Source organism: Halorientalis brevis (assembly GCF_042678165.1).
In the GTDB taxonomy this organism is placed as follows: domain Archaea; phylum Halobacteriota; class Halobacteria; order Halobacteriales; family Haloarculaceae; genus Halorientalis; species Halorientalis brevis.
Window position 1 is genome coordinate 263,694 of the sequence record NZ_JBHUDJ010000014.1, and the last position, 25,527, is coordinate 289,220.

Genomic DNA, 25,527 nt, shown 5'->3' on the forward strand with positions numbered 1-25,527 from the left:
CGCAGGGATGATAATTCCCACGAACCCACGATTACCGCGCCCACTCGACCATCCGTCCGTAGACCGAATCGGTCGAGAGGGCGTCGGCGTCTCCGACCAAAACGAGCGACTTCTTGGCCCTGGTGAGCGCGACGTTGATGCGCCGGTAGTCCTCGAAGATCGGGCCGTCGAGGGACCCCGTCGCGACGAAGGAGACGACGATGACCTCTTTCGAGGAGCCCTGGAATCGGTCCACCGTGTCGACGGTCACGCCGTCGGGTGCGCGCTTGTTGATCTCAGCGACCTGGGCGCGGTAGGGTGCGATGACGCCGATCTCGTCCGCTTCGACGCCAGCCGCCCGGAACGACTCGATCGTCTCGACCACGGCGTCGGCCTCATCGGGGTTGGTGTTCCCGCGCGCTCGGCCGTCCGGATCGACGAACGCGACCGAGTCCTGAAGGTGTGCCGGGAGGGCGTCCAGGGACACTCCAGGGAGGTCGGTGAGCCGCTGAGCGGCGACCTCGCCCGTCGCTGGCCGCAACTGCCCGTCGTAGAACTCCCGCGAGGCGAACGCCTGGATGCGCTGGGCCATCCGATACTGGCGGTCCAGCATCACCGAGGCTTCGGGATGGGCCTCGATGAGGCGCTCGAACAGCGACGATCCGAGGTCGGCCGTGTCGTCGCCGTCCATCTCGTCTTCGGCCTGGACCACCGGCGGGAGTTGCTGGTGGTCCCCGACGAGAACGAACCGCTCGGCGAGATTGATGGCCGCCAGCGCACCGGGTTCGGTGATCTGTCCGGCCTCGTCGACGATCGCGACGTCGAACTCCTGTTCCCGCATCACCGTCGAGCCGCAGGACGCCGTCGTCGCCGCCACGACGGACGCCTCGCGGAGCTCGGTCGAAATCGCGGACGGGTCCCCGCGCTCTTTCAGCCGGAACTCCTGCATGTCCTGGTGGACGCCGGTTTCGGTCCCGACCCGGAGGAAGTCGTCGAACCCCTGCTCGCGGAGGGCTTCGAGCGCGTTGTCGACTGCTCTGTTGGTGAACGCAGTCAGCAGCACGCGCTCGCCCTGCTCGACGAGCGCACGGACCGTCCGCGCCAGCGTGTACGTCTTGCCCGTCCCTGGCGGTCCGTGGACGAGCGCGAAGTCCTCGGCGCGGACCGCCAGGGACACCGCCTCGTTCTGGGCCTCGTTGTTATCGATGTACGTGGTGTCGTCCGCGCGGAACTCGGGGTCGCGACGGTCGAAGAGGACGTCTTTCTGTTCGGCCGGCTGTTTCAGCAGGGCGTCGTGGAGCGCCGTGAGCATCCGATCGACGCCGATCTCGGAGGGGTACACGTCGAGCCGGCGGAGGTCCAGCGGTTCGTCGGTCGTGACGACGATCTCCTCGCCGAGTTGCTTGACCCGGGCGAGTTCCGCCTTCCCGCGGATCGGGTGGCCGTCGCTGGCGAGCACCACGTCGCCCTCGCGAATCTTCGAGACCGCGCCCGTGCCGGCAGCGCGGAGCTCCCAGCGACCGCCGTCGAGTTCGCGCTCGTCGAGCGGTTCCAGCCCGATGAGCGCCCGGTCGTCCTCGGCGCGCTCGTCGGCGTTCTGTCGCCAGAGTTTGGCGTACTCGCGGTGGACCGCGCGGCGCTCGGTCTCGATGGCGCGGTAGAACCGCTTGAAGTAGTCCTGTTCCTCGTCGGGGATCGCCCGGCCGACCTGCCCGGCTTTCGACTCCTGTTCGAGCCGGCCCGATACCGCCATGCAGGTGTCCTGCTCGAAGCAGTACTCGCACTTCGCGTCGGCCTCGTACCCGGTCGGGACGCTCATGTCGGCCTCCATCGCGGCGATCTCGTTGCGGGTCCGGACGACGTACTTGAGGAAGCCGGGGCCGATCGAGAAGTCCTTCGCCGGCGAGAGGTCGCCGGTCTCCTCGGTCCGCTCGACGGCCGCGTTCTTGGTGTAGAGGAGCGTCCCCGTGTCCGGCGCCGCGCTCGCGTGGGTCGCCTGCTCTGTGGCGTGGGCCTCGCCTTCGCCCAGCATCAGCGCGTAGCAGGCCGCCTGCACCTTGTCCTGGAATCGCGGCTCTCGGTTGGTGTTCTTGCCGGTCTTGAGTTCGACCGGGGACCCGCGACGGACGGCGTCGGCGCGGCCCTTGAGCCCGTAGGTCTCGCTGACCAGCGTCTGCTCGCTTCGCCACTGGTCCTCCTCAGTGAGCGTCCCCTGGTTCAGCCAGCCCTCGATCGCGCTGGCGTTCTGACGGACCTCCTCGGCGACGCTCGCCGCGTCGCGGTCCAGCAGGCCAAGTTCCAGCCCCGCTTCGGCGACGCGCTCGTCGACGGACTCGTCGAGGTCCCGTCCGCGGAGGAGATCGCCGAACACCTCGTGGACGATGGTCCCTTTGACGACGGGGTAGGCCAGCGGCAGGCCGGCGAGCTTGTTCAGATAGTACATGCGCGGGCACTGCACCCACGACCGAATGTCGGTCACGTCGACCAGGAAGTCCGGTTCGACGACGACCATCGAATCGCGGCCCGTCGAGTACTGGATCTCGCCTTTGAACTCCTTCTCCTGGGCGTCGATCACCAGGAGTTCCATCCCCGGAGCGAGGACGTCGGCGGTTTCGGTCCACTTTCCCCAGAGCGTGACGGTGACGGGGTCGGCCCGGCCGTCGTCGGGGCGAACTGTCACCTCGGCGAGGTCGCTCTGGCCGTTGCTGGTCTGGACTGTTCGGGGCTCGTCGACGGCGACGACTGGACCGCGGAGCTGCACGCAGGGAGGCAGCAGTCCGACGGACAAAAACGCTCCCCTCCCGGTCGGAAGCTGCCATCGATCGGCCCGAATAGAGACGGCTTTCTCCGAAGGAGACACACAGCCTCCGGGGAATCCGGATGCCAATGTCACAGCGACAAAATGGCCCAATCACCGCCCAACGGGCCGGAAAGCTGTGTATGCTGTGGATAACAATGCACGTTCCAGGGGTGTATCCGGTGTCACGAGTACCCCACTGCTATGAATCGCCACCAACTCACCTCGATCGCGGTCGCGATGGCCTGTTTCTTCGCCGTGGGTGTTGCAGCGACGACGCTCTCTTCGACGCTGTCGTCCGACCCATCCGAGGCTGTCGATCTCAACTACCAGTACCTCCCCATCGAAAGCAGCGACGTTTCTGATTTCCAGCAAGAGATCGAGACGAAGAAACGAGACCCGAACCTCCCCGACGACCCCGACGCCCAGAACGGAGGGTCTGACGACAACGGGAGCGGGACGGGCCAGGAGAACAACCGAGCGAACCAGCCCGAGAACCGCGGGGTGAAACCGTCGTCCGGTAACGAAGGCGCCCCGGGCGACCAGCGGGGACAAAACGAGGACGGAAAGACGCTCGTCAAAGGGAACGGGTCACAGACGATCGCCGGAGGCGGGTCGGGCGGTGGTTCCGGCGACTCCTCGTCGTCGAGTTCGGCCACGGAAACCGAGTCGAATTCCGCGAGCGTCCTCCCGCTCGTCGTCGGTCTCCTGGTGGTGGGGTTGCTGCTCGCACTCGCCTACCGCTACCGCGACCGCCTGTTCGGACTGTTCTTCTCGTCGGACACTGACAGCGAGACCGCTGCCACCGAGCCCAGGTGGGAGCCGAGTCCCCCGTCGGACGCGAACGTCGTCTTCGACGCGTGGGACGCGATGATGCGGAGCCTGGACGTCGAGGACCGACGGGCGCGAACGACCGAAGAGTGCGCCAGCGCGGCGGCTAACGCCGGGATGGACCCGGACGCCGTCCGGAAACTCACCCGCACGTTCGAGGAAGTGAGATACGGGCAACGACCGGTGACGGACGACCGCCGGCAGCGCGTCTCGCAGGTCTGCCAGCGACTCCAACTCGATCCGTCGGAGGGGGGAGTATGACCGCGCACCGTCGCGGCCCGTTGCTCGTCGGTGGGCTCCTGTTCGTGCTCGGCATCGCCATGCTGCTCGTCCGGGGGATCGCGAACCTCGTCTCGGTCGACTGGCTCGTCGACCAGCTCGGTCACGACTACCTGGTGATCGCCGGGTTCGGGCTGGTCGCGCTGTTTCTCGCCCTGCTGGTGATCCTGGCGCGGTCGCTGTACGGCTTCGAGCAGGCGACGCCGCCGACCGCCGAATCGGTGCCGACCGGGGTCCCGCTGGGCGCCCAGATCGACCACGTCGTCGAACAGGGACTCCATCCGTACGAACACGTCACCGGGCGGTCGCGAGCGACGGTTCGGGATCGCCTGCGCCAGACGGCGATCGAAACGGTGCGACGAGTCGACGGCTGCTCGTCCGCTGCCGCCAGGGCCGCCGTCTCCGCGGGCGAATGGACGGACGACCAGGCCGCAGCCGCCTTCCTGGCCGACGAGGGGCCGGCGCCGCTCGCACAGCGGCTCCGCGACGCGCTCCCGCGCGGGTCCCGGTTCCAGGACCGGACCGCTCGGGCCGTGACGGCCATTCTCGAACGCGACGAGCAGGGAGGTGACCGATGACGACCGTTCGGCGGACGAACCACTGGCGAGGCGTGGTCGCCGTCGCCCTCGTCGCGGGGTCGATCGGCCTCCTCCTGAAGCGCCCGTACATCCTGCTCGTGGCCTGTCTGGGCGTGGGATACGCGATCTATCCCAGACTGCTCCAGTCACCGCCCGTCGAGTTGGCGCTCGAACGGCGGGTGAGCGAGGCGAGTCCCTCGCCAGGTGAGGACGTGACCGTCACCGTCACCGTGACCAACGAGGGCGACGAGCGACTGACCGACCTGCGACTGGTCGACGGCGTACCGGCATTGCTGTCCGTCACGGACGGGAGTGCGCGACACGCAGCCGTGCTCGCGCCGGGCGCCTCGACGACGTTCTCCTACGACGTCATTGCGGAACACGGCACCCATCAGTTCCGGGCGGCGACCGCGATCGCCCGGGACGTGAGCGGCCGCACAGAAGTCGAGACGACCGTCGAAGCGGAGACCCAGGAGATCGAGTGCCGTCGGAACCTCCCCGACCCGCCGGTGACCGAGAGCCAGGAACAGCTCCCCGGCCGGATCCTGACCACCGGCAACGGGGACGGCATCGAGTTCGCACGCACCAGGGAGTATCGAGCCGGTGACAACCCCAGCCGCATCGACTGGAAACACTACGCCAGAACCGGGACGCTCGCGACCGTCGAGTATCGCCAGGAACGAGCGGTCAACGTCGTCGTCTGTATCGACGCGCGAGCGAGTTCGTACCGGGGTCACGACGGAGGCCCGCACGCGGTCTCTCACGGGGTCGCAGCCGCACAGGAGCTGCTGGACGCAGTCTGGGACGTCGACGAACGAGCGGGGCTGGCAGCGATCGGCAGGGAGTTCTGTTGGCTCCCGCCGGACCGCGGCACCGACCACGAACATCGGGCTCGTCAACTGCTCTTGACGCACCCGACGCTCTCACCCCAGCCACCGGACGACCCGGAACCCGACGACGACCGTGCAATGAACCAGATCAGGGAACTCCGGAAACGCCTGGACCGCGAGACCCAGATCGTGTTCGTGAGCCCACTCGCAGACGGCTTCGTCGTGGACGTGGCCATGGAACTGGCCGGCGCTGGCCGTCCCGTCACCGTCGTGAGTCCGGACGTGACGACCGGCGAATCGCCCGGCGATCGGATCGCGACGGTCGAGCGTCGAAACCGGCTCTACGCCCTCCGCCGCGGCGGCGTCTCGATCGTGGACTGGGACACCGACACGTCGCTGGCCCGCGCGCTCATGGGCGCAAAACAACGGTGGTCGTGATGTCGCAGGCAGAACCCCCATCGAGTTCGGCGATGGTTCACCGGCCGACGACGCTCGCCAGCGCGGTCGCCGTCCTCATCGCGGCCGGCAGCGTCCTCCTCGTCGCCGGCACGGCCCACGCGTTGCCGATCGCAGTGACGGTCTTCGGATTGCTGGTGGTGGGATTCGCGACGCACGGGAACTGGAACGACCGGGTCGCAACCGCCCTGATTAGCGTCTGCGGGCTCGGCCTGGTCGTCGCCGGCCTCGCGTTCGTCTTCACCACAGACCTCGACAGCATCGCCGCAGCGGAGCTGTATCCGGGACTGGCCGGCGTGGCAGTCCTCGCGGTCGCGCTCTTGCCGCTCCGACGTGGCTGGGAGACCGCGCTCGCCACCGCCGGAGCCGGCCTCGTGTTCATCGCCGTGCTGAACAGCGGCGTCGCCTACGACAGCGGACGGCTCGCGCTGTTGCTCGCGACGGCGGGCGTCGTCGCCTCGTGGGACGCGGCGAGACACGCCATCACGCTGGGCGATCAGGTCGGCCAACAAGCAGCGACCAGTAGCGTGGAACTCACTCACATCGGTGCGACGGTGCTGACCGGCGCCGTCTTCGTCGCGCTCACGGAGCTGATCTGGCGCCTCGGCGTCACCGGCCTCCCGCTGGAAGGACTCGTCGTCTTCCTCGGGGCCGCACTCGCCTTCCTTGTCGTCCTGTACAAGTGACTTCGTCGCAGCGTAACCGACATCGAGCCAACAGTTTTTAGCGGTTCGCTGGCAACCTCCCGGCATGCAATCGTCAACGGTCGCAGCCTGTGGCCTCGCACTGCTGTGCGTGCTCGCAGGCTGCAGTGGGGACAGTGGGACGCCGACGTACACGGACCCGCCGGTGGACGACCGCGTCGAGACGGACGCGATCACGGCGACGGACACGGCGACACCGTTCGGTCCGTCAGTCAACGAGACGGACCAGCCGCGGTCGTTCCTGGACGTCATCCGCGGCCGCAACCTGGGCGTCGAATCCGTCCAGACGCGCAACGGGAGCGTCCACGTGCGATACGAGGCGGTAAACGGGTCCGAACGGCGGGAGCAGGCAGCGTTCTTCCTCGGCCTCGCCTACGGGAGCGCGGTGAACGACACCTGGTCGTCGGCTGAGACGTGGAACGCCAGCGCCATGGCGGCAGTCGCCGTCGACGAAAACGGCACTCCAGTCACGAGCTTCCGGATGCCGGCCTACTGGGGCCGCCAGACCGCCACGGGCGCGATCGAGGCCACCGACCTGGCCGCTCGAATCCGGAACGCGACGGCGAACCGAACCGACGAGGGCGGCGAGACTGGGACGGACGCGATGCGGGTTTCGTTCCGAGACGCTCTTGCTACCGACGCGGACGCGACAGTGGCCGACTTCGACGAGCGAGGGGAGACGGCCTTCCTGACGCTCGAAACCGAGACGAGCGACGACGCGCTGGCAGCCACGCTGGCGACGCTCACGGAGACCTACGGACAGCAGGCGAACGGCGGGTGGAACGCGTCGGTGCTCGAGGTGACGATTCGCGGCACTGACGGAGACCTGTACGGCTGGTATCGCGTCGAGGCCGACGCGGCCGTCGACACCGACGGGGGTAGCGTGCCAGGAGGGGTGCTGGATCGCGTCTATCGTGAGAACGGCGCCCTCGAACCGGCGCAGTGAGCGGCGGTCGGGGCCGGAAACGCCGACCGCGACACGTCCGGTTCCGATACGTTCTTCGGTCGGTAGCACCAACTTGCGGGCAGCATGCGCGTCAGAGACTGGCAGGACATCCTCGAAGAGGTCGTCGAGAGCAACGCCGAGCCGAGCGGCTGGCGAGCTGTCGGCGGCGACCGGGCGAACGGGATCGGTGAGGACCTCTACGTCGGCCATCCCAGCGCCGGCGTCTTCCAGCTCAAGACGTACGCGAAGAACCCGTTCGAGGTGAACGGCGTCGGCGCGCAGGTCGCCCGCAAGATCGACGACGAGCTGGATCCGCTGTTTCCCGAGAAGGACGCGGGCCGGTTCGGCGTCCAGCGACCGATCGAAGAAGACGACGCGGAGGACACGGTGAACGAGCTCTCGGAAGTGCTCCAGGCCCACGCCGACGCGCCGACGACGCCGGACGCGCTGTTCGACGACGTAATGGAGACGCTGGACAGCCCCGCGTTCGGCCCGGCCGACATCGACCTCTACGACCGGCCCGACACGATCGAGGATCTCTCGACCACGTTCGAGGAGGCCGAAGAACTCCTCGACAAGGAACTCGACGACGTCATCGACGAGAGCGTCGACCGCGGCTTCCAGTGACCCCGACGGCCCGTCACGGGCACCGAGAATCCACAGCGGTAAGTCCCATCGGCGGCTCTGGCCCCATATGAACGCCGCGGCAACCATCCGCGAGTACTACGACGCCCTCCGCACCGGCGACTCGCTCGCGCCCTTTTTTGCGGACGGAGAAACCGACGACGAGATCGTCAAGTTCGGGATCTCCGAGCGCCTGGTGGGCGCCCACGAGATCGCGACCGGCCTCCGCGAGCAGACGGAAACGACGACCGACTGGACCGTCGACAGTCGCGATCTCCGCGTCACCGAGCGGTCGTGTCACGCCTGGTTCAGCGACGACGTGTCCATGGCGTGGACGGACACGAACAGGCAGATCCGCTTCGAGTTCGAAACCCGCTGGAGCGGGACGCTCGAAGCCCGCGACGAGGACGGCGCGCCCGTCGCCGACGCAACGAATCGCGAGGCGGTCGACTGGCAGTTCGTCGGTATGCACGTCAGCACCGCGGGGTCGATCTGATGGTCGGACCGATCTCCGACGAAGAACGCGACTCGGCGACCAAGAAAGTCAAACTGTTCTTTACCGCGCTCGTGGGGCTTTCGGCGGGGCTCGTGTCCCTCCAGGGAGACCCGTCGCCGACGATGTTCCTCGCCGCCGTCGCTGGCGGTCTGGTGTTCGGTGGCCTGGTCATCTGGTACGTGTTCCCGGACACGTCCGGCCTCACGCAACGTCGCGGCCGACGATAGAAGAGGTAGCTACACGCGGTCGAGCCAGACGGCGGGATTGTCCAGTTCCTCTTCAGTCGGGAGGTACGCTTCGCGTTCCCAGACCTTGCTGGCGCCTTCGATGCCGCGTTCGTCCGCGACCGTCTCGAAGAAGTGCTTGCCGCGCTCGTACTGGCGGCGTTTCATGCCGAGGCCGAGCAGCCGGCGGATCAGTTTCGCGATCGGGCCGCGCCCGCGGCGGCGCTCGTCGAGTTTCTCCCGGAGGTCGGCGTACTCGTCGTCGAACGCCCGATCCATGATGAGTTCGGCGTACCCCTCGACGGAGGTCATGGTCGTGTCGAGCGCCGTCAGCGACTCGCGGTCGATGTGGCCGTCGGCGAGTTCCGAGATCGCGGTTTCGAGATCGGCTTCGAGTTTGTCCGAGAGCCACGGAGCGGCGCCGAACTCGGCGGCGTGAGCGACCTCGTGGAAGGCGATCCAGCGACGGAAACGGGGTTCAGAGACGTCGAGCATGGTCGAAACCCGCCCGATGTTGGGATGGACGAAATACAGCGCGTGGTCGTCGGTCCCCTCGGCAAGCAAGAGCGGATCGTACTGGCCGAGGACGTTCTCCGCGAGGAAAGAGAGCGCGACAGACATCGAGGCGGTGTTGGCGACCCTGGCGATGCCCGGCAGCATGCCGACCTGTTCGCCGAGGGGGTCCATCACTCGCCTGAAGGTGTCGATGTTGGCGTCGATCCAGTGGTGTCGGTTCTGAATCTCGACGGTGTCGGGGACGTCGAACTCGACGGCAGCGACCTCGCGGACGCGCGCTCTGGCGTCCCGAACGTCGGCGGCGTACCCCTCGCGGACGCCGTCAGCGAGCGCGAGCGAACCGGGATCGGTCGAGGCTTTGGCCGCCTCGCCGACGGCGTCCCAGTCGACCGGACCGTCCCCCGACGCTCCTGTTACAGCCTGCACACTACGAAATAGACCCATGGGCGATCCTGGGTCCCGGTGGTGAAATGTCTTCCCCCTCCCGCAGTTTGTGGTCAGGGAGCGACTTCGATCTCCTCGTCGAGTTCGGGCATTCGTCCGCGCCTGAGCCACCACCCCAGCGCCCCGACCACGCCGAGACCCATGACCGCCAGCATGAGTTTGCTCGGGCCGCCGCCCTCACCCTCGCCGATCGGCACCTCGGTGGTGTTCTCGTGGCTCTCCCGGTCCTCACCCCGCCCGCTACTGAAGGGGGCCTTGGCGGTGAACGATGCGTCCTCGAGGTGGAGTTCGACCAGGGTCACGTCGACCATAGCAGTACATCCACGCGCCCGTTCTTATCGTTTGGGCGCGTCGGCAGTCTGTCGGTTTCGGCCCCGAAGGCGTCGGGTTGATAATCGTGCCCACGCCATGGGCGGTATGGACGATCGACAGCGCGAGTTCCTGTTCGAGTTGCTGGAAACGCCGTCACCCACGGGGTTCGAGGCCGCCGGCCAGCGCGTCTGGGTCGACTACGTCGAGGCGTTCGCCGACGAGGTCCGGACCGACGCCTACGGGAACGCGGTCGCGGTCCACGAGGGGAGCGGCGGGCCGGAGATCGCGGTCACCGGCCACGCAGACGAGATCGGCTTCGTCGTGCGCCGAATCGACGACGACGGGTTCCTCCACCTCTCCCGGGTCGGCGGCACCGACAAGACCGTCTCGCGCGGCCAGCACGTCACGGTCCACGCCAGCGACGGGCCGGTCCAGGGCGTCATCGGCCAGACTGCAATCCACCTCCGGAAGAAAGACGAGGACGAGGTCGCCGACATCACCGAGCAGTACGTCGACGTCGGCGCGGAAGACCGCGACGAGGCGACCGAACTGGTGGACGTGGGCGACCCGATCACCGTGTCCTCGACGGTCGAGGACCTCCACGGCTCGCGGCTCACCGGGCGAGCCATGGACAACCGCGTGGGCGTCTGGACCGCCGCAGAGACGCTTCGGCGGGCCGTCGAGGCCGACGTGGACGCGACGGTGTACGCGGTCAGCACGGTCCAGGAGGAGGTCGGCGGCAACGGGGCGCAGATGGTCGGGTTCGACCTGGAACCGGACGCAGCAGTCGTGGTGGACGTGACCCACGCGACGGACACGCCGGCCCTCCCGGGGAAGAAGAAGATCGACGTAGACCTGGGCGGCGGCCCGTCGGTCAGGCGGGGCCAGCCGGACCATCCGGTGCTGGTCGACGCGTTGCGGACGGTCGCCAGCGACGAGGAGATCGACGTGCAGCTCGAAGCCGGGAGCAACACCACGCTGACGGACGCGAACTCGCTGTTCGTCCAGCGCGGCGGGATTCCCTCGGTGAACGTCGGCATTCCGACCCGGTACATGCACACGCCCACGGAGGTCGTCGACGCCGACGATCTGACGGCGACGATCGATCTCGCAGGAGCCTTCGTCGAGCGGGCAGGCGAGTTTACCCCGTACCGGACCAGCGTTTAATCAACGGGCGGCGTGGGAAATTCAACGAACAGCGGCCCCAAACACCGTTCTCGGGGGCGGACGCGACGTGGATGATGGAGCGGTACGTTTATGGGTACGTCGGCACCCCGTTGCCCTATGAGCGGACGACCACTGGATATACTGGAGGACTCCCTCGGGGAGATCGTCACAGTACAACTGAAAGGCGGCGAAATGTTCGAAGGAGAGCTCACGGGGTACGACCAGCACATGAACCTGGTCATCGAGGCGGACGAAGACACAACGATTATACGCGGCGATAACGTCGTCTCGATTAACCCATGACTGGTGCAGGAACCCCGAGCCAGGGGAAAAAGAACAAGACGACACACGTGAAGTGCCGCCGCTGTGGCGAGAAATCATACCACTCCCGAAAGAAGGTCTGTTCATCCTGCGGGTTCGGCAAATCTGCGAAACGCCGAGACTACGCCTGGCAGGAGAAGGCCGGCGAATAAATGCACGAGAAGTGCGGCGTTGTCGGGATCTCGTTGGAGGACCGGAGCGCCGCCCGCCCGCTGTACTACTCTCTCTACGCCCTCCAGCACCGCGGCCAGGAGTCGGCAGGGATCGTCACGCACGACGGGTTCCAGCAACACTCCCACGTGGAGATGGGACTCGTCGGTGACGCCTTCGAACAGGGCGACCTGCAGGCGCTGAACGGATCGCAGGGGATCGGCCACGTCCGGTACCCGACCGCCGGCAGTCTCGACTGCAGTTGCGCCCAGCCGTTCTCGGTTTCCTTCAAGAGCGGCTCGCTCGGTCTGAGCCACAACGGGAACCTGGTCAACGCCGGCGAGATCCGCGATCAACTGGCCGGCCTCGGGCACGCGTTTACGTCCGACGGTGACACGGAAGTCATCGCGCACGACCTCGCGCGCAACCTCCTCGAAGAGGACCTGGTCCGAGCGGTCAAGCACACGATGGCTCGCATCCACGGGTCGTACTCGCTGACCATCATGCACGACGACACGGTGATGGGCGTGCGCGACCCGCAGGGCAACCGCCCGCTCTGTATCGGCGAGCTCGAGGACGGCTACGTCCTCGCGTCCGAGAGCGCGGCCATCGACACGCTCGACGGGGAGCTCATCCGGGACGTGAAACCCGGCGAGCTCGTCGTCCTCCACGCCGACGGCACCGGGTACGACACGTACCAGCTCGTCGAGAACGAGAACACCGCGCACTGCTTCTTCGAGCACGTCTACTTCGCGCGGCCTGACTCGGTCATCGACGACGAACTCGTCTACGAGGTGCGGCGCGAACTCGGCCGGCAGCTCTGGGAGGAAAACGGCATCGACTCGGACGTCGTGATGCCGGTTCCGGACTCCGGACGCGCGTTCGCGTCGGGGTACGCCGAAGCTGCAAACGAAGACTCCGACGCCGATGGCGTCGAGTTCGCGGAAGGCCTGATGAAAAACCGGTACGTCGGCCGGACGTTCATCATGCCCACCCAGGACGAACGCGAGCGCGCGGTCCGCCTGAAGCTCAACCCGATCAAATCGACGGTCGAGGGCAAGACCGTGACGCTCATCGACGACTCCATCGTCCGCGGGACCACCTCGAACCAGCTCGTGCAGCTCTTGCGAGACGCTGGCGCCGAGGAAGTCCACGTCCGCATCGGCGCACCGCCGATCATCGCCCCCTGTTACATGGGGATCGACATGGCCTCCCGCGAGGAACTCATCGCGGCCGACCGCTCCGTCGAGGACATCCGCGACGAAATCGGTGCGGACTCGCTCTCGTATCTCTCCATCGACGCGATCGCGGAGTCGCTGTCGAAATCGCGCGCCGACCTCTGTCTCGGCTGCGTCACCGGCGAGTACCCTTACGACATCCAGGGCGAGGAGAAAGATCGGGACGTCGAGCGGCCGTCGATCGACGCGCCCACGACAGCCGACGACTGAGCGGTCCGTTTTTTCGTCACAACACGCCGAGCAGGGGCACCAGCACCGCGAGCACCACGCGTACCATCACTGCGAGCAGGACGGAGGTGCCGAGACGCGGATCGGTATCGCCACCGACGCCGGGCGGGAGGTCACAGGGGGAGTACGGGGCGAGCGGGTTGCGGTCGGAACCGGACCGGTCGGTCATCGATTCGACCGAGGTGGTCCAGCTTCCTCACACTGAGTGGCGGTGGTGTCAGAACACCACGTAGAGGAGCGCGTAAACGACGGTTCCGAGGAAGAAGGAGACGAGCCACAGGGAGGCGGCGACGCGTCCGATCGTCGGGTGGCGCGTCGCGCCGACGTCGTCCACCGGACGCGTCAGCGCCAGGAGGAGGACGTAGTACAGGAGCGGGATGCAGACGATGGCGAGCAGGACGTGAATCGCGAGGATCGGGAAGTAGACGAACTGCTCGAGCACCGCAGGTCCCGGAAACGAGGTCGGTCCTTCCAGCGCGACCCTGTAGAGATACAGGACGAGGAACACGACGAACAGGACGAGCGAAGCGATCATCGCGTTCCGGTGACGCGTGACGTTCCCCGCGCGGATCGCACGCCAGCCCACGAAAATCGTCCCGATGGCGAAGACGCTGACGACGGCGTTCACGTGTGGGATCGCCGCGAGGAACCAGTCGGGCGCCTGCGGGAGGTGCCGCGTGGGGATCGCGCCGAGCACAGCACCGAACACCAGCGCGAGCGACACGACAGTCAGCAATCCGGTCAACTCGGGAACGCGGTCCCGCGCCTGTAGTTGCATACCGGAGCGAACGGACCCCACGTGCATGGACCTTACTCTCCGCGCCGAGAGCAGCGGTCAGGGAGCGGGGCGAGTCCCCAGCGTGAGGTCCACGGTCGTTTCGGTCCCGTCGCGGATGACGCCGACGGGGATGGTGTCGCCGGGGCTGGTCGCGAGCGCGAGATACGTCGAGAGCGCCTGCTGTGACAGGATGGACTCCCCACCCAGGCTCACGACGACGTCGCCGCCGACGGGGACGCGTACGCCGTCGACGACGCGCTGGTCGGTCGACCCCTGGAGCACGCCGTCCGCCGGTCCGTCGTCGACGACCTCGTCCATGTAGACGCCCTGGGCGGTGTCGAGATCGTTGGTCTCGGCGACGCGCGGTGTGACGTTCATGAGCCGCACGCCCATGTAAGAGTGCTCGTAGGCGCCGGTCTCGATGAGCGCCGGGACGACCCGTCGCATCAGCGCCGCGGAGATGGCGAACCCGATGTTGTCCGCGCCGCCGGAGTTGATAACGCCAGCGACCTTGCCGTCCAGTGTTACAAGCGGCCCGCCGCTGTTCCCGGGATTGACCGCGGCGTCGGTCTGGATGGCGTCGGGGATCGTGAAGTTGTTCGCGGCCGGAAGCGTCCGGTCGACGCCGCTGACGATGCCGGCCGACACCGAGCCCGAGAGGCCGAAGGGGTTCCCGATGGCAACGACTTCCTGGCCGGTGGCGACTTCTCCCTCGATGAGCGTCAGTGGCGTCGCGATCTCGGGCACGTTCGCGATCGAGAGGACCGCGAGGTCGCTGTAGACGTCGGTACCGACGACTGTCGCCGTGCGCCAGGAGCCGTCGGTGAACCGCACTTCGACCGACGCGGCACCGTCGACGACGTGCTGGTTCGTCACGATGTGGCTGTCGTCGTAGACGAACCCCGAGCCCTGTCCCGTGCGGCCGCTCTCGGTGTACACGCGGATGCGGACCACAGAGTCGATGGTCCGGCGGTATACGTCGGTGTAGACCGATTGCGACTGCGGCGTCGAGTTGATCAGCTCTGATTGTTGGTTGGGACTGGCACCCGAGTTCGAACTGTCAGAAGAGGGTGCGTTACAGCCGGCGAGTCCGGCGGTCACTCCAGCAGCGGCGAGAAAGCGCCGGCGCGACAACCGCGTGTCTTCCATGGCGCCCGGTTGGGACGGGGCTGAATAAACCCCCACGGTTCGATACATCGTCGAGGCGAGACCAGCGGCTCACCGACGTGAGCGAAAGTAGGAGAGATGGGGGGTGGGTGGGGAAGTTGGGGTGGGTATGGGGAGTCAATGTGGCACCGCTGTGCCAGCATGTGTCCGTTGCGGGAACTGCGTAATAAATATATCTCCGTAATTTTCTATTTTGAAAACAAGGACGGCGAGAACGGGCACGTGGCTGGAAAACCAGGGGAGACGAGTCGAGAGATTCGAAGTGGTCACGAACGGATTTCATGTTATGTAGTTCCCACAATCTATTTCTTGACTTACGGTCAAAGGTGCGTGTAAGAATGGTCCGCGATACAGTGGTGGCGCCGTCGGGTGAGACGCAATTAGTCGTGGTGGACACATGAGCAGTGAATCGCCGGTTGTACTCGTCGTGGACGACAACAGGGCAATCGCGAACACGTATACGGCGTTCCTCTCCGACGAGTACTCTGTTCGGACCGCATACAACGGCAAAGAAGCGCTCGACGAACTGGGCCCGGACGTCGACGTGGTGTTACTCGATCGGCGGATGCCGGAAGTGTCTGGGGACGCCGTTCTGGAGGAGATTCAGGCACGACAGTTGGACTGTCGGGTCGTCATGCTCACTGCGGTCGATCCGGACTTCGACATCATCGACATGGGCTTCGACGAGTATCTGGTCAAGCCCATCGAGCGCAACGAACTCAACGACGTCGTCGAAGAGATGCTGGAACGGGCCACATACGACGACGATTTCCGCCGGTTCCTGGCACTCGTCTCGAAGAAGACGACGCTGGAAGAGGAGAAATCCAGCGCAGAACTCGAAGCCAGCGAGGAGTACACCCAGATCGAGGAGCGACTCGCGGACCGGCGCGAACAGGTGGGCGTCGACCTGTCCGAACTGGAAGAGGACTTCGCCGAGGTGTCCGGCCGCGTCAGAGTCAGCGAAGAGATGGCCGGGTCAGACGACAGTCACGACATCCCCGGCCCGAACGGGGACGCCGACGGCGAACGGTGAACGTAGCGCCCGAATTCTCCTCTAAAATTCAGTAGCGCCGCCCGACGTCGCTGCCGTTTCGTTTTCGCACTCGTAGGTCAGTAGTCGTCGCGTCCGCGTGGGTTCTGGTCCGGTGAGTCTGGTCGGTTGTGCGACGTAATACACCGAGACAGCGTCGAGTGGACGCGCGTGCTGTCGCTGCCAGCGTCGGCACAGAGAACGGGCGAATGCCCGGCGGTTCGCTTCGCCCGACTCGACTCTGGCGAGATACTTCCGCCATCTCGCCGTGGGGTATCGACGGGAGACGTCGGGCGGCTTCGCCCAGCGGACGGGTGACTGGGTAAGCACGTCGACGCGGCTCCCGTTTGTGAGTGTGCCGGGAACGACGAACCACCCGTCGGTTTTGGGCGGCGAGGGTGCGAACATCGACCAGTGTTGGTGCTCCGCGATCGTGCTGGCGTCGACGCCAGCCGCGTCGACGTGGGCGACGGAGACCGCGTTGAACGCGAGCATCCCCGCCAGGAGGACCGCGACGATTCCCATTCCGAGCTGCCTCCCCAGCGAGGGAAGGGCGTCGGGAAGCCGCCGTTCGAGCGGGGTCGTCTCGCGTCGACGCAGCCGGTCCATCGAGAGCGCTGGCGCTCGTCGCTCGACGGCGTCCCAGATCGCCGTCGGGAGAAACGGGAGGAGGGCGGCGAGACAGATCACCGGGAACAGCCCGAGTTTCAACGTCAGCAACATCCCCAGATGGGCCGCGACGAACAGGCCGACGAACGCCGCTCTGGACCGGCCGGTCAACGCGACGAGTAGGACGGAACACGCCAGCAGTGCGAGCCAACCCCAGGTGGCGGCCATCAACACGACGGGGAAGTCGGCCAGCACGTCACCGAACAGGACGAGGAACTGCTCCAGGCTGAACGCGTATCTGACCGCCGTCCCGTCGCGCCACGGCGACGCGCGAAGCTTGAGGGCGGCGTTGACCGCGTAGAGCGTCACGACCTGCAGGAGCAACGCGGCCGACGCGACGGAGACGACGCGCTCGCGTGACGCCGTCTGCGACCGGTCGAGCGACCACTCGGCTCCCAGCGGGAGAAACACGCTCCAGAAGAGCAGCCGGCGCAGGAGGACGTCACCGGCGTTGAGAACGAGAGGGTTGCGCGCCTGCAGCGACAGCAGGAACAGCAGCGAGATCACCGTCGCGATCCGCGTCTGAAACCCCGCGAGCAGCGCGAGCGCAGCGACGCCGGCCAGCAGAAACAGGAGGACCTGCACCCAGAACGCGCCCGAGAGCGCGTGCACCGAAACGTACTGATAGCCGGGAAACGTCGCGCGGAGAACGGACCGCGGGAGGACGCCGGCGTCCGTGTAGAACCACCGCAGGTTGCGGGCGCGGAGCGCGAGGTCACTGAGCAGGATCGCGCCGAGCAGGATGCGAAACGCGGCGAGCGCCCGCACGTCGATCGCGAACCGACGCGCGAGCCACTCACGACCGCGACCCGAGACTGCCGATGCTGAGCCCATTTGAAACAGGTAACGCTCCGTCGTATCGGTATCTGCAACAGGTTCGGCTAAACGTCTTGTGCTCGACGGAGCGCGGTCGGCCGCGTCGAGTGAGCGCGACTCACCGGCGGACCCCGACGGGACGGCGCCCGCGCTGTCGCTACGTAGTTTGGTTCGTCAGTAAGATTTTGCGTGGGTGATGTCCTGTAGGACCTCACCTGCACTTTGCAGTGCGTGGGACCGGATTTGAACCAGAGGAAGACGTGCTCACTACGTTGCGCGCGTCTTCCAGGGCTCGCAATCGGCAGCGCCGATTGCTCACCGGCGGACCCCTACGGGACAGCGCCCGCGCTGTCGCTACCTAGTTTGGTTCGTCAGTAAGATTTTGCGTGGGTGATGTCCTGTAGGACCTCACCTGCACTTTGCAGTGCGTGGGACCGGATTTGAACCGGCGGACCCCTACGGGACAGCGCCCTCAACGCTGCGCCGTTGGCCTGGCTTGGCTACCCACGCACGCTGCGTCTGTCTGCATTGCATTCGTATCCGCGGTTAGTTAAAAGGGCTTTCGTTTGCCATCGACGAGACGGCTGTCGGAAACGGACCTTTCAAATACGGGGAAGCTACTACCGGGGACATGGCCAAATATTCGACCGGCGGGGCGGGCGGTAGTGCCGGTGGGAACTGCGAACTCTGTGGCGCGGAGGACGACGACCTCCGCACGGCCAACGTCGCCGGTGCCACCCTGGAGGTCTGCGCCGAGTGTGCGCAACACGGCGAGACCGATAGCAGGGGCGGCTCCGGGAGCGACGACGGCGAGCGGAGCGACCAGGACCGCAAGCGGCGCGCCGCACAGAACGCGGCCCGCATCGACGACGCTCGGAAAGCCGACTCCAAACACTGGGAGGAGGACGGCACCAACTACGAGGACGATCAGCTCCCGTATCTCGTCTCCGGCTACGGGAAACAGCTCACGGAGGCGCGCCAGGACGCCGGCCTCCAACTCGCCGAGCTGGCCGAGGAACTCGACATCGACGAAGCCGACCTGCTGGCAGTCGAGCAGGGCCGCGCGACCCAGGCTGGCGTCGGCGGCTCCGTCGTCGCGAAACTCGAAGACCGACTCGACGTCGAACTCTCCGAGTCGGCCTGAGCTTTTTACCACCCCCAGTCGTCGGGCAGCAGTATGCACTCACGCGGCCCAGACGAACCCTACATCCGACAATTCTCCGCGACAGTCGATCGACTCGACAGTACCCACGTCGTCCTCGATACGACCTACTTCTATCCCGAGGGCGGCGGCCAACCCGCAGATCGCGGGACGCTCGACGGCATCGACGTCGTCGCCGTGCAGTCACGTGACGGGGAAGTACTCCACGAACTGGCACGCGAACCCGACTTCTCGGTCGGTGACGCCGTCGACGGAGTCGTCGACGACGAGTTCCGCACCTACTGCATGCGAGCGCACACGGCGAGTCACGCCCTCTACGGGGCTGGGAGACGGTTACTCGACGACCTGGGGTACGGCGGGTTCGGCATCACCGAAGATCGCGTGCGCGTCGACCTCACCACGACCACGGACGTCGACGACGCGACGCTGGTCGAACTCGAACGGCTCGTCAACCGCGTCGTCTGGGACAGCCGACAGGTCACCTGGGAGGAGCGCGACCGCGAGACGGCCCTGGCCGACGACGAGATCGCGTTCAACACGAAGACCGAAGAGGGACTCGAGAGCGATTCGGTTCGCGTCGTCACGATCGAAGACTGGGACGTCGCCGCCTGCGGCGGTACACACGTCGAGAATACCAGCGAGATCGGACCGGTCGCCGTGCTCGACAGGTCCAATCCCGGGGAAGGGTTGACGCGAGTGGAGTTCGCGGTCGGTCCGGCAGCGATCGAGCGGCGCGCCGACGACCACGAAGCCGCACTGGCGAGCGCACGGAAACTCGACACCAGCGTGGCCGACCTCCCGGACGCGGTCGAGCGCCTTCAGGCCGACCGCGAAGAGACGCGCGCGGAGCTCGACGCGCTCCGCGACGAACTGGTGGAAACGAGACTCGCCGCGCTCCAAGAGGACGCCGTCGAGAAAGCGGGGCGCAGGTGGGTGGTCGGTGCAGTTCCGGGCCTCGATGCGAACGGACTCGCCGACCGGGCACAAGACGCCGTGGGCGACGGAGCGGACGTCGTCGCGCTGGTCAGCGAGGACGGGCAGTACCTCGCGGTCGCGACGGCCGGCGAGGTCGATGCGGGTGACGTGGTCGACGACGTCACGGCGGATTTCGGCGGTGGCGGCGGCGGCGGGCCGACGGTCGCCCAGGGTGGCGGCCTGGGAGCACCGGCCGACGAAATCGTGACGTTTCTCCGAGAGACCGCAGAGTAGGTGGCGAACAGGCGACACGGGCGGCTCCGCAGGCCGGCGTGTCGCACGACTGCAAACCGACCTGCGGTGACGGTCAGCGCACGTGCGCAGATGGTCTCGGTTTCGTACTTGAATGCTAGGCAGGAACGGCACCCAAGCAGGGTCAGTGAGAATCGTCGTGGACGACCGCTACCGACCCCGAAGCACATATCTATCGGCCGGTCGTACCGCAGTTCGTGACAAGGCAGGACGAGTACGACGCGTACGTCTACGACTTAGACGGGACGCTCGTGTCGCTCGACGTGGACTGGGACGAGGTGACGCAGAACGTGGCGGCCGTGTTGCGAGCGCGCGGCGTCGACGTCGACGGTGCCGACCTCTGGACGATGCTCGAACTGTCCGAGGAGACGGGCTATCGACGGAAGGTCGAGGAGACGATCACCGAGTTCGAACGCGAGGGCGCACGCACCGCGGAAAAACTGCCGCTCGCCGAGGCGTTGCCGCACGAACGCCCGGTCGGGGTCTGCTCGCTGAACAGTGAAGCCGCGTGTCGGATCGCCCTGGAGACCTACGGACTCGACAGCGCCGTCGGCCAGATCGTCGGCCGGGACTCGGTCGACACGGAGAAACCCGATCCGGAACCGCTGCTGGCGACGATCGACGCGCTGGGCGCTGCGCCGGAACGGACTCTTTTCATCGGTGACTCGCGCCGGGATTACCACACCGCGGAGAACGCTGGCACGGCCTTCATTTACCAGTCGAAGTGGCAGGCACAGTTCTGATCAGTTCGAGCGGCGCGCGTAGGCGAAGACGGCGACGGCAGTGCAGAGCCAGACGATCGCGCCGACTCGGACGGCGAAACTGACGCGCGCTTCCCAGGTCGGGAGCTGCACGCCCGCCGAGAGCACGGCGACGATCGGCGCGCCGACGATGATGGTCACGACGAACGTCACTTGCATGACCCAACCGTAGTCGACGGTGTCGGGGTCGGTTGGCTCGGCGGGATCGTCGACGCGCGTTGGCACGCTTGCGCCTGGGACCGGCCCGAATAAGCGTCTATTGGTTGCCACCCGTCGCTTGGAATCGATAATCGGACACGTTTACGACCCAGGGGCGCGAGAGGTTGGGTATGCCCTCTGTCACAGAGATACGCGAGATGGCCGGCGAGCAGTCGATCACGATGTTGACGGCGTACGACGCCGTGACCGCGAGCATCGTCGACGCCGCCGGGACGGACGTGATCCTTGTCGGCGACAGCGTGGGCAACGCAGACATGGGCTACGAGTCGACGCTGCCCGTGACCGTCGACGAGATCGCGAGTCGTACCGGTGCGGTGGTCCGCGGAACCGAAGACGCGCTCGTCGTCGCCGACATGCCGTTTCTCTCGTTCGGCGTGGACCAGAGCGAGAGCATCGAGCACTGCGGCCGGATGCTCAAAGAGGAGGGCGCGGATGCAGTCAAAATCGAGAGCAGCAAGCGAACCGTCGAACTCACCGAGCGACTGACCGAACTCGGCATCCCGGTCATGGCCCACCTCGGGCTCACGCCCCAGAAAGTCAACGAACTTGGCGGGTACACCCGTCAGGGAACGACGCCGGAGGCGGCCCGCCGAATCATCGACCTTGCGAACAGACACGAGGAGGCCGGCGCGTTCTCGCTCGTACTGGAACACGTCCCCGCGAACCTCGCAGAAAAGGTGACCGACGCGCTCGACATCCCGACCATCGGCATCGGCGCCGGCCCCGGGTGTGACGGCCAGGTGCTCGTCATCAACGACGTCGTGGGGCTAAGCGACTGGGAGCCGCCGTTCTCTGAACAGTTCGGCGACGTGCGCAGCGAGATGGCAGGCGCCGTCGAAAAATACAACGACGCCGTCGAATCCGGCGATTTCCCCGCCGAAGAGCACAGCCACTACGAGGACGATCTGGACGAACTGTACTGAGTCAGACCAGCGAGCCAGACCGAAATGGTGGGCGTTCCTGGCAGCCGACTGGCCGTTTCAGAGTCGCTGGCAGAACATGCTGATCGCGCCGGTGAACGCTTCTGGCTGTTCGACCATCGCGAGATGGGCCGCGTTGGCGATTTCGACGAAGTCCGCGTCGGGAATGTTCTCAGCGAGATACTCGTGATACTCGACGGGCGTGAGCGAATCGTACTCGCCGACCAGCGCCAGCGCGGGCACGTCGACCTCGTCGAGGCGATCCCGGACGTCGAACTCGTGGCAGGAGCGGAAGTCGCGTTCCGTGACGGCGCGGCCGACGTCGCGCATTGACGTCTTTGAGCGTTCGACGTGAGCGGGGTCCGGGTCGTGAAAGAGCATGTCGTCGCCGTGGAGGAACTCGATCGCTCGCTCGAAGTCCTCGGCCAGCCACTCCCTGACGTCGGGGTGGACGGTGAGCTTCGCCCCGGTCCCCGCGAGCACGATTCCGGCAGGGTCGACGTCGGATTCGAGGACTGTCTGGAGGACGACGGCGCCGCCCAGCGAATTGCCGACGAGTAACTCGGCGCCGGTCTCGCGCACGACCGCGCGCACGTCGGCCACGTAGGCGTCGAGCGTCTCGTAGCCGGGCGCGGTGTCGACGTCCGCGGAGTCGCCGTGGCCGCTCAGGTCCAGTGCGACGGCGGGATACTCGTTCTCGCGACGACCGTACTGGCCAGTCCAGACCTCGTGCGTCCCACCGCTCCCGTGGACGAACAGCACGGGCGGGGCGTCGTGGCCGAAATCAGTCCGCCGATACGCCGTCTCCCGACCGTCGTGGCTGACCGTCTGCATACGACCGATTGCACCCTGACGCTGATAAACCCTCACGACGAAGTTTCCATCGACGTGCGCTCGAACTGCATTTCAGCCGCTAGTTTCGCCCCCCGACGCCGTCTGGTGGTTTGTCGGCACAAGATTTAAATAGTAGAGGTGCTAACTTGGAGTTAGTATGAATGGAAGAGAGCAGTTCATCGAGTCGGAAGGGCCGGTGAGCCGGATGCAGTATGACGACGGATCGGCGGTGTTCGCTGCCGACGTGGGCGTCGGTCGCGAGGCCAGCGTCGACGTGGTCGGTGACACGGTCATCATCGTGACCGACGACGACGAGCAGTACGAGTTCGAGCTCCCCGTGAGCGAGGACGACGACGAAAGCGCGCAAGTGTTTATGAAAAACGGCGTGCTCACTGTCGAGGTGAAGGCATGAAACTCACCGTCAAGCCACTCAAACAGAAGGACGCGGGTCGCGGGCTCGCCGCCGTCGACCGGGCCGCCATGTCCGAGATGGGCCTGGAGAACGGCGATTACATCGTCATCGACGGCAAGAACGGGGGAAAGGCCGTGGCGCGGGTCTGGCCCGGCTACCCCGAAGACGAGGGCCGCGACGTCATCCGGATCGACGGCCAGCTGCGCCAGGAGGCCGACGTCGGGATCGACGACACCGTCACCGTCGAGGACGCCGACGTCCAGCCGGCGAAGTCGGTGACCGTCGCTCTCCCGCAGAACCTCCGCGTTCGCGGGAACGTCGGCCCCCACATCCGGAACAAGCTCTCCGGGCAGGCCGTCACGCAGGGGCAGACCGTCCCGTTCTCGCTGGGGCTCGGCCCGCTCTCGTCGATGTCCGGCCAGCAGATTCCGCTGAAGATCGCCGAGACAAACCCCGGCGGGACGGTCGTCGTGACCGACTCGACCGACATCGAGGTCAGCGAGAAACCCGCCGAGCAGATCACCGGCGAGGCCGGTGCCGGCGGCGGGCGCGAGACGCCGAGCGTGACCTACGAGGACATCGGCGGACTCGACGACGAGCTCGAACAGGTTCGCGAGATGATCGAGTTGCCGATGCGCCACCCCGAGCTGTTCCAGCAGCTCGGCATCGAGCCGCCGAAGGGCGTCCTCCTGCACGGCCCGCCGGGCACGGGGAAGACCCTGATGGCCAAGGCCGTCGCCAACGAGATCGACGCGTACTTCACGAACATCTCGGGTCCCGAGATCATGTCGAAGTACTACGGGGAATCCGAGGAGCAACTCCGCGAAGTGTTCGAGGAGGCCGAGGAAAACGCGCCGGCGATCGTCTTCATCGACGAGATCGACTCCATCGCGCCAAAACGCGGTGAGACCTCCGGCGACGTCGAACGCCGCGTCGTCGCGCAACTCCTCAGCCTGATGGACGGCCTGGAGTCGCGCAACGAAGTCGTCGTCATCGGGGCGACCAACCGCGTCGACGCCATCGACCCGGCACTCCGCCGTGGTGGCCGCTTCGACCGCGAGATCGAGATCGGCGTCCCGGACAAGGAGGGCCGCAAGGAGATCCTGCAGGTCCACACCCGCGGGATGCCCATCTCCGACGACATCGACCTCGAAGAGTACGCCGAAAACACCCACGGGTTCGTCGGCGCAGACCTGGAATCGCTGGCCAAGGAGTCGGCGATGAACGCGCTCCGGCGCATCCGTCCGGAACTCGACCTCGAATCCGACGAGATCGACGCCGAGGTACTGGAGCGACTGCAGGTCTCGGAGGGCGACTTCAAGGACGCGCTGAAGGGCATCGAACCCTCCGCGCTCCGCGAAGTGTTCGTCGAGGTGCCCGACATCACCTGGAACGACGTCGGCGGCCTCGAGGACACCAAGGAACGCCTCCGGGAGACCATCCAGTGGCCCCTGGAGTACCCCGAGGTGTTCGAGACCATGGACATGGAGTCGCCCAAGGGCGTCCTCATGTACGGCCCGCCGGGCACGGGGAAGACCCTGCTCGCGAAGGCCGTCGCTAACGAGGCCCAGAGCAACTTCATCTCCGTGAAGGGGCCGGAGCTGCTGAACAAGTACGTCGGCGAAAGCGAGAAGGGCGTCCGCGAGGTGTTCGAGAAGGCTCGCTCGAACGCACCCACCGTGGTGTTCTTCGACGAGATCGACTCCATCGCGGGCGAACGCGGCCGCAACGCAACCGACTCCGGCGTCGGCGAGCGAGTCGTCAGCCAGCTGCTGACTGAACTCGACGGCATCGAGTCGCTGGAGGACGTCGTGGTCATCGCGACCTCGAACCGCCCGGACCTCATCGACTCGGCGCTGCTGCGCCCCGGTCGCCTGGACCGCCACGTCCACGTGCCGGTGCCCGACGAGGAGGCGCGCCGCGCCATCCTCGAGGTCCACACGCGTGACAAGCCGCTGGCCGACGACGTGGACCTGGACAAACTGGCCCGCGAGACCGACGGCTTCGTCGGCGCCGACGTCGAGGCGCTGGCCCGCGAGGCCTCCATGGCCGCATCGCGTGAGTTCATCAACAGCGTCTCGCCGGAGGAAGTCGGCGAGAGCGTGGGCAACGTCCGCGTGACCATGGAGCACTTCGAGAACGCGCTCGACGAGGTCGGCCCGAGCGTCACCGAAGAGACCCGGGAACGCTACGACGAGATCGAAGAACGGTTCGACCGCCGCGGCGCTGGCGTCGAGCAGGAAGAAGAGACCATCGGCCGGACGTTCCAATAGTACCTTTTTTCTCGTCGGGTTTCCTCGGGCGCTCTTCGAGCACCCTGCGGGAACCACTCCTCGAAAAAATCTACGCTAAAAAAGGCTGCCGGCTCACTTCGTTCGCCGGCAGTGAACCGCGCGCCGGAGGCGCGCGGAT

The 25,527-nt window shown here is 66.5% G+C and carries 28 protein-coding genes and 1 tRNA gene; 19 read left to right on the forward strand and 10 right to left on the reverse strand.

The genetic code is table 11. The annotated features are described in order from the left end of the window. Positions 1-31 precede the first annotated feature (31 nt). Positions 32-2,740 carry an AAA domain-containing protein gene (locus tag ACFR9U_RS17840; protein ID WP_247378496.1) on the reverse strand — a complete coding sequence of 903 codons (2,709 nt, stop codon included), beginning with the start codon at positions 2,738-2,740 and terminating at the stop codon, positions 32-34. Positions 2,741-2,980: 240 nt separating this feature from the next. Here ACFR9U_RS17840 and ACFR9U_RS17845 point away from each other — a divergent pair, with 240 nt between their 5' ends. From ACFR9U_RS17845 to ACFR9U_RS17880, 8 genes are all read left to right on the forward strand, one after another. Then, complete coding sequence (locus ACFR9U_RS17845; protein WP_247378497.1) at positions 2,981-3,868, forward strand: DUF4129 domain-containing protein; 888 nt, start codon at positions 2,981-2,983, stop codon at positions 3,866-3,868. Then, positions 3,865-4,464, forward strand: a complete 600-nt coding sequence (locus tag ACFR9U_RS17850; protein ID WP_247378498.1) for a DUF7269 family protein — start codon at positions 3,865-3,867, stop codon at positions 4,462-4,464. Before ACFR9U_RS17845 ends, ACFR9U_RS17850 begins: the two co-directional genes overlap by 4 nt. Beyond that, positions 4,461-5,732: a DUF58 domain-containing protein gene (locus tag ACFR9U_RS17855; protein ID WP_247378499.1), complete on the forward strand. Its 1,272-nt coding sequence runs from the start codon at positions 4,461-4,463 to the stop codon at positions 5,730-5,732. Before ACFR9U_RS17850 ends, ACFR9U_RS17855 begins: the two co-directional genes overlap by 4 nt. Beyond that, the gene (locus tag ACFR9U_RS17860) at positions 5,732-6,436 is read left to right on the forward strand and encodes a DUF7519 family protein (protein WP_247378500.1); all 705 of its coding nucleotides are present in this window, start codon (positions 5,732-5,734) and stop codon (positions 6,434-6,436) included. The genes ACFR9U_RS17855 and ACFR9U_RS17860 overlap by 1 nt, the downstream gene beginning before the upstream one ends. Before the next feature lie 64 nt (positions 6,437-6,500). Next, positions 6,501-7,400 carry a DUF8159 domain-containing protein gene (locus ACFR9U_RS17865; RefSeq protein WP_247378501.1) on the forward strand — a complete coding sequence of 300 codons (900 nt, stop codon included), beginning with the start codon at positions 6,501-6,503 and terminating at the stop codon, positions 7,398-7,400. An 84-nt stretch (positions 7,401-7,484) separates the two neighbouring features. Further along, positions 7,485-8,027 carry a hypothetical protein gene (locus tag ACFR9U_RS17870; protein WP_247378502.1) on the forward strand — a complete coding sequence of 181 codons (543 nt, stop codon included), beginning with the start codon at positions 7,485-7,487 and terminating at the stop codon, positions 8,025-8,027. Positions 8,028-8,094: 67 nt separating this feature from the next. Continuing rightward, complete coding sequence (locus ACFR9U_RS17875; protein ID WP_247378503.1) at positions 8,095-8,520, forward strand: nuclear transport factor 2 family protein; 426 nt, start codon at positions 8,095-8,097, stop codon at positions 8,518-8,520. Next, entirely contained in the window at positions 8,520-8,747 is a 228-nt protein-coding gene (locus ACFR9U_RS17880; RefSeq protein WP_247378504.1) for a hypothetical protein, read from the forward strand. The genes ACFR9U_RS17875 and ACFR9U_RS17880 overlap by 1 nt, the downstream gene beginning before the upstream one ends. Positions 8,748-8,756: 9 nt before the next feature. Here ACFR9U_RS17880 and ACFR9U_RS17885 read toward each other — a convergent pair whose 3' ends face one another. Together ACFR9U_RS17885 and ACFR9U_RS17890 are read right to left on the reverse strand one after the other, a co-directional pair. After that, the gene (locus ACFR9U_RS17885) at positions 8,757-9,704 is read right to left on the reverse strand and encodes a zinc-dependent metalloprotease (protein ID WP_247378505.1); all 948 of its coding nucleotides are present in this window, start codon (positions 9,702-9,704) and stop codon (positions 8,757-8,759) included. Between the two features lie 53 nt (positions 9,705-9,757). Further along, positions 9,758-10,015: a hypothetical protein gene (locus ACFR9U_RS17890; RefSeq protein WP_247378506.1), complete on the reverse strand. Its 258-nt coding sequence runs from the start codon at positions 10,013-10,015 to the stop codon at positions 9,758-9,760. A 106-nt stretch (positions 10,016-10,121) separates the two neighbouring features. Between ACFR9U_RS17890 and ACFR9U_RS17895 the strand changes: the two genes are divergently transcribed. The 4 genes from ACFR9U_RS17895 to purF all read left to right on the forward strand — a co-directional run bounded on the left by ACFR9U_RS17895 (position 10,122) and on the right by purF (position 13,102). After that, complete coding sequence (locus tag ACFR9U_RS17895; RefSeq protein WP_247378507.1) at positions 10,122-11,183, forward strand: zinc-binding metallopeptidase family protein; 1,062 nt, start codon at positions 10,122-10,124, stop codon at positions 11,181-11,183. 117 nt (positions 11,184-11,300) lie between these two features. Next, entirely contained in the window at positions 11,301-11,486 is a 186-nt protein-coding gene (locus tag ACFR9U_RS17900; RefSeq protein ID WP_247378508.1) for an LSM domain-containing protein, read from the forward strand. Next, complete coding sequence (locus tag ACFR9U_RS17905) at positions 11,483-11,656, forward strand: 50S ribosomal protein L37e (protein WP_247378509.1); 174 nt, start codon at positions 11,483-11,485, stop codon at positions 11,654-11,656. The genes ACFR9U_RS17900 and ACFR9U_RS17905 overlap by 4 nt, the downstream gene beginning before the upstream one ends. Then, entirely contained in the window at positions 11,657-13,102 is a 1,446-nt protein-coding gene (gene purF / locus ACFR9U_RS17910) for an amidophosphoribosyltransferase (RefSeq protein ID WP_247378510.1), read from the forward strand. Between the two features lie 16 nt (positions 13,103-13,118). Here the strand turns inward: purF and ACFR9U_RS17915 are convergent, their stop codons facing one another. Genes ACFR9U_RS17915 through ACFR9U_RS17925 form a run of 3 tightly spaced genes read right to left on the reverse strand, consistent with a single transcriptional unit; the run spans position 13,119 to position 15,047 of the window. Next, positions 13,119-13,289 carry a hypothetical protein gene (locus tag ACFR9U_RS17915; protein ID WP_247378511.1) on the reverse strand — a complete coding sequence of 57 codons (171 nt, stop codon included), beginning with the start codon at positions 13,287-13,289 and terminating at the stop codon, positions 13,119-13,121. 48 nt (positions 13,290-13,337) lie between these two features. Then, positions 13,338-13,898, reverse strand: a complete 561-nt coding sequence (locus tag ACFR9U_RS17920; RefSeq protein ID WP_247378512.1) for a DUF420 domain-containing protein — start codon at positions 13,896-13,898, stop codon at positions 13,338-13,340. Positions 13,899-13,955: 57 nt separating this feature from the next. After that, positions 13,956-15,047, reverse strand: coding sequence for a S1C family serine protease (locus tag ACFR9U_RS17925; protein ID WP_247378513.1), 1,092 nt, complete (start codon positions 15,045-15,047; stop codon positions 13,956-13,958). Between the two features lie 415 nt (positions 15,048-15,462). Here ACFR9U_RS17925 and ACFR9U_RS17930 point away from each other — a divergent pair, with 415 nt between their 5' ends. After that, positions 15,463-16,098 carry a response regulator gene (locus ACFR9U_RS17930; protein WP_247378514.1) on the forward strand — a complete coding sequence of 212 codons (636 nt, stop codon included), beginning with the start codon at positions 15,463-15,465 and terminating at the stop codon, positions 16,096-16,098. A gap of 21 nt (positions 16,099-16,119) precedes the next feature. On the opposite strand, the gene ACFR9U_RS17935 is transcribed toward ACFR9U_RS17930, so the two are convergent. Next, complete coding sequence (locus ACFR9U_RS17935) at positions 16,120-17,598, reverse strand: HTTM domain-containing protein (RefSeq protein ID WP_247378515.1); 1,479 nt, start codon at positions 17,596-17,598, stop codon at positions 16,120-16,122. A gap of 407 nt (positions 17,599-18,005) precedes the next feature. Continuing rightward, a tRNA-Leu gene (locus ACFR9U_RS17940) sits at positions 18,006-18,090 on the reverse strand. Between the two features lie 121 nt (positions 18,091-18,211). Here ACFR9U_RS17940 and ACFR9U_RS17945 point away from each other — a divergent pair. From ACFR9U_RS17945 to ACFR9U_RS17955, 3 genes are all read left to right on the forward strand, one after another. After that, on the forward strand, positions 18,212-18,724 hold the full coding sequence (locus ACFR9U_RS17945) for a helix-turn-helix domain-containing protein (RefSeq protein WP_247378516.1): 513 nt from the start codon (positions 18,212-18,214) through the stop codon (positions 18,722-18,724). 33 nt (positions 18,725-18,757) lie between these two features. Further along, positions 18,758-19,951, forward strand: a complete 1,194-nt coding sequence (locus tag ACFR9U_RS17950; protein ID WP_247378517.1) for an alanyl-tRNA editing protein — start codon at positions 18,758-18,760, stop codon at positions 19,949-19,951. A 215-nt stretch (positions 19,952-20,166) separates the two neighbouring features. After that, positions 20,167-20,712 (forward strand): HAD family hydrolase, encoded by a 546-nt coding sequence (locus ACFR9U_RS17955; RefSeq protein ID WP_247378518.1) that lies wholly within the window; start codon positions 20,167-20,169, stop codon positions 20,710-20,712. Here ACFR9U_RS17955 and ACFR9U_RS17960 read toward each other — a convergent pair whose 3' ends face one another. Further along, entirely contained in the window at positions 20,713-20,889 is a 177-nt protein-coding gene (locus ACFR9U_RS17960) for a DUF5822 domain-containing protein (protein WP_247379029.1), read from the reverse strand. Between the two features lie 170 nt (positions 20,890-21,059). Between ACFR9U_RS17960 and panB the strand changes: the two genes are divergently transcribed. Further along, positions 21,060-21,872 (forward strand): 3-methyl-2-oxobutanoate hydroxymethyltransferase, encoded by an 813-nt coding sequence (gene panB / locus ACFR9U_RS17965; RefSeq protein WP_247378519.1) that lies wholly within the window; start codon positions 21,060-21,062, stop codon positions 21,870-21,872. A gap of 57 nt (positions 21,873-21,929) precedes the next feature. Here the strand turns inward: panB and ACFR9U_RS17970 are convergent, their stop codons facing one another. Further along, a complete protein-coding gene (locus tag ACFR9U_RS17970) occupies positions 21,930-22,703 on the reverse strand; it encodes an alpha/beta fold hydrolase (RefSeq protein WP_247378520.1) in 774 nt (257 codons plus the stop codon). Positions 22,704-22,860: 157 nt separating this feature from the next. Here ACFR9U_RS17970 and ACFR9U_RS17975 point away from each other — a divergent pair, with 157 nt between their 5' ends. Together ACFR9U_RS17975 and ACFR9U_RS17980 are read left to right on the forward strand one after the other, a co-directional pair. After that, positions 22,861-23,115: a DUF7127 family protein gene (locus tag ACFR9U_RS17975; protein ID WP_247378521.1), complete on the forward strand. Its 255-nt coding sequence runs from the start codon at positions 22,861-22,863 to the stop codon at positions 23,113-23,115. After that, positions 23,112-25,388 carry a CDC48 family AAA ATPase gene (locus ACFR9U_RS17980; protein ID WP_247378522.1) on the forward strand — a complete coding sequence of 759 codons (2,277 nt, stop codon included), beginning with the start codon at positions 23,112-23,114 and terminating at the stop codon, positions 25,386-25,388. The genes ACFR9U_RS17975 and ACFR9U_RS17980 overlap by 4 nt, the downstream gene beginning before the upstream one ends. Positions 25,389-25,527: the final 139 nt, after the last annotated feature.

Excerpts from the sequence above, each read along its gene's own strand:
- ACFR9U_RS17845 (WP_247378497.1), top strand. The coding sequence starts at position 2,981 with ATGAATCGCCACCAACTCACCTCGATCGCGGTCGCGATGGCCTGTTTC.
- ACFR9U_RS17850 (WP_247378498.1), top strand. The coding sequence starts at position 3,865 with ATGACCGCGCACCGTCGCGGCCCGTTGCTCGTCGGTGGGCTCCTGTTC.
- ACFR9U_RS17855 (WP_247378499.1), top strand. The coding sequence starts at position 4,461 with ATGACGACCGTTCGGCGGACGAACCACTGGCGAGGCGTGGTCGCCGTC.
- ACFR9U_RS17860 (WP_247378500.1), top strand. The coding sequence starts at position 5,732 with ATGTCGCAGGCAGAACCCCCATCGAGTTCGGCGATGGTTCACCGGCCG.
- ACFR9U_RS17865 (WP_247378501.1), top strand. The coding sequence starts at position 6,501 with ATGCAATCGTCAACGGTCGCAGCCTGTGGCCTCGCACTGCTGTGCGTG.
- ACFR9U_RS17870 (WP_247378502.1), top strand. The coding sequence starts at position 7,485 with ATGCGCGTCAGAGACTGGCAGGACATCCTCGAAGAGGTCGTCGAGAGC.
- ACFR9U_RS17875 (WP_247378503.1), top strand. The coding sequence starts at position 8,095 with ATGAACGCCGCGGCAACCATCCGCGAGTACTACGACGCCCTCCGCACC.
- ACFR9U_RS17880 (WP_247378504.1), top strand. The coding sequence starts at position 8,520 with ATGGTCGGACCGATCTCCGACGAAGAACGCGACTCGGCGACCAAGAAA.
- ACFR9U_RS17885 (WP_247378505.1), bottom strand. The coding sequence starts at position 9,704 with ATGGGTCTATTTCGTAGTGTGCAGGCTGTAACAGGAGCGTCGGGGGAC.
- ACFR9U_RS17890 (WP_247378506.1), bottom strand. The coding sequence starts at position 10,015 with ATGGTCGACGTGACCCTGGTCGAACTCCACCTCGAGGACGCATCGTTC.
- ACFR9U_RS17895 (WP_247378507.1), top strand. The coding sequence starts at position 10,122 with ATGGACGATCGACAGCGCGAGTTCCTGTTCGAGTTGCTGGAAACGCCG.
- ACFR9U_RS17900 (WP_247378508.1), top strand. The coding sequence starts at position 11,301 with ATGAGCGGACGACCACTGGATATACTGGAGGACTCCCTCGGGGAGATC.
- ACFR9U_RS17905 (WP_247378509.1), top strand. The coding sequence starts at position 11,483 with ATGACTGGTGCAGGAACCCCGAGCCAGGGGAAAAAGAACAAGACGACA.
- purF (WP_247378510.1), top strand. The coding sequence starts at position 11,657 with ATGCACGAGAAGTGCGGCGTTGTCGGGATCTCGTTGGAGGACCGGAGC.
- ACFR9U_RS17915 (WP_247378511.1), bottom strand. The coding sequence starts at position 13,289 with ATGACCGACCGGTCCGGTTCCGACCGCAACCCGCTCGCCCCGTACTCC.
- ACFR9U_RS17920 (WP_247378512.1), bottom strand. The coding sequence starts at position 13,898 with ATGCAACTACAGGCGCGGGACCGCGTTCCCGAGTTGACCGGATTGCTG.
- ACFR9U_RS17925 (WP_247378513.1), bottom strand. The coding sequence starts at position 15,047 with ATGGAAGACACGCGGTTGTCGCGCCGGCGCTTTCTCGCCGCTGCTGGA.
- ACFR9U_RS17930 (WP_247378514.1), top strand. The coding sequence starts at position 15,463 with ATGAGCAGTGAATCGCCGGTTGTACTCGTCGTGGACGACAACAGGGCA.
- ACFR9U_RS17935 (WP_247378515.1), bottom strand. The coding sequence starts at position 17,598 with ATGGGCTCAGCATCGGCAGTCTCGGGTCGCGGTCGTGAGTGGCTCGCG.
- ACFR9U_RS17945 (WP_247378516.1), top strand. The coding sequence starts at position 18,212 with ATGGCCAAATATTCGACCGGCGGGGCGGGCGGTAGTGCCGGTGGGAAC.
- ACFR9U_RS17950 (WP_247378517.1), top strand. The coding sequence starts at position 18,758 with ATGCACTCACGCGGCCCAGACGAACCCTACATCCGACAATTCTCCGCG.
- ACFR9U_RS17960 (WP_247379029.1), bottom strand. The coding sequence starts at position 20,889 with ATGCAAGTGACGTTCGTCGTGACCATCATCGTCGGCGCGCCGATCGTC.
- panB (WP_247378519.1), top strand. The coding sequence starts at position 21,060 with ATGCCCTCTGTCACAGAGATACGCGAGATGGCCGGCGAGCAGTCGATC.
- ACFR9U_RS17970 (WP_247378520.1), bottom strand. The coding sequence starts at position 22,703 with ATGCAGACGGTCAGCCACGACGGTCGGGAGACGGCGTATCGGCGGACT.
- ACFR9U_RS17975 (WP_247378521.1), top strand. The coding sequence starts at position 22,861 with ATGAATGGAAGAGAGCAGTTCATCGAGTCGGAAGGGCCGGTGAGCCGG.
- ACFR9U_RS17980 (WP_247378522.1), top strand. The coding sequence starts at position 23,112 with ATGAAACTCACCGTCAAGCCACTCAAACAGAAGGACGCGGGTCGCGGG.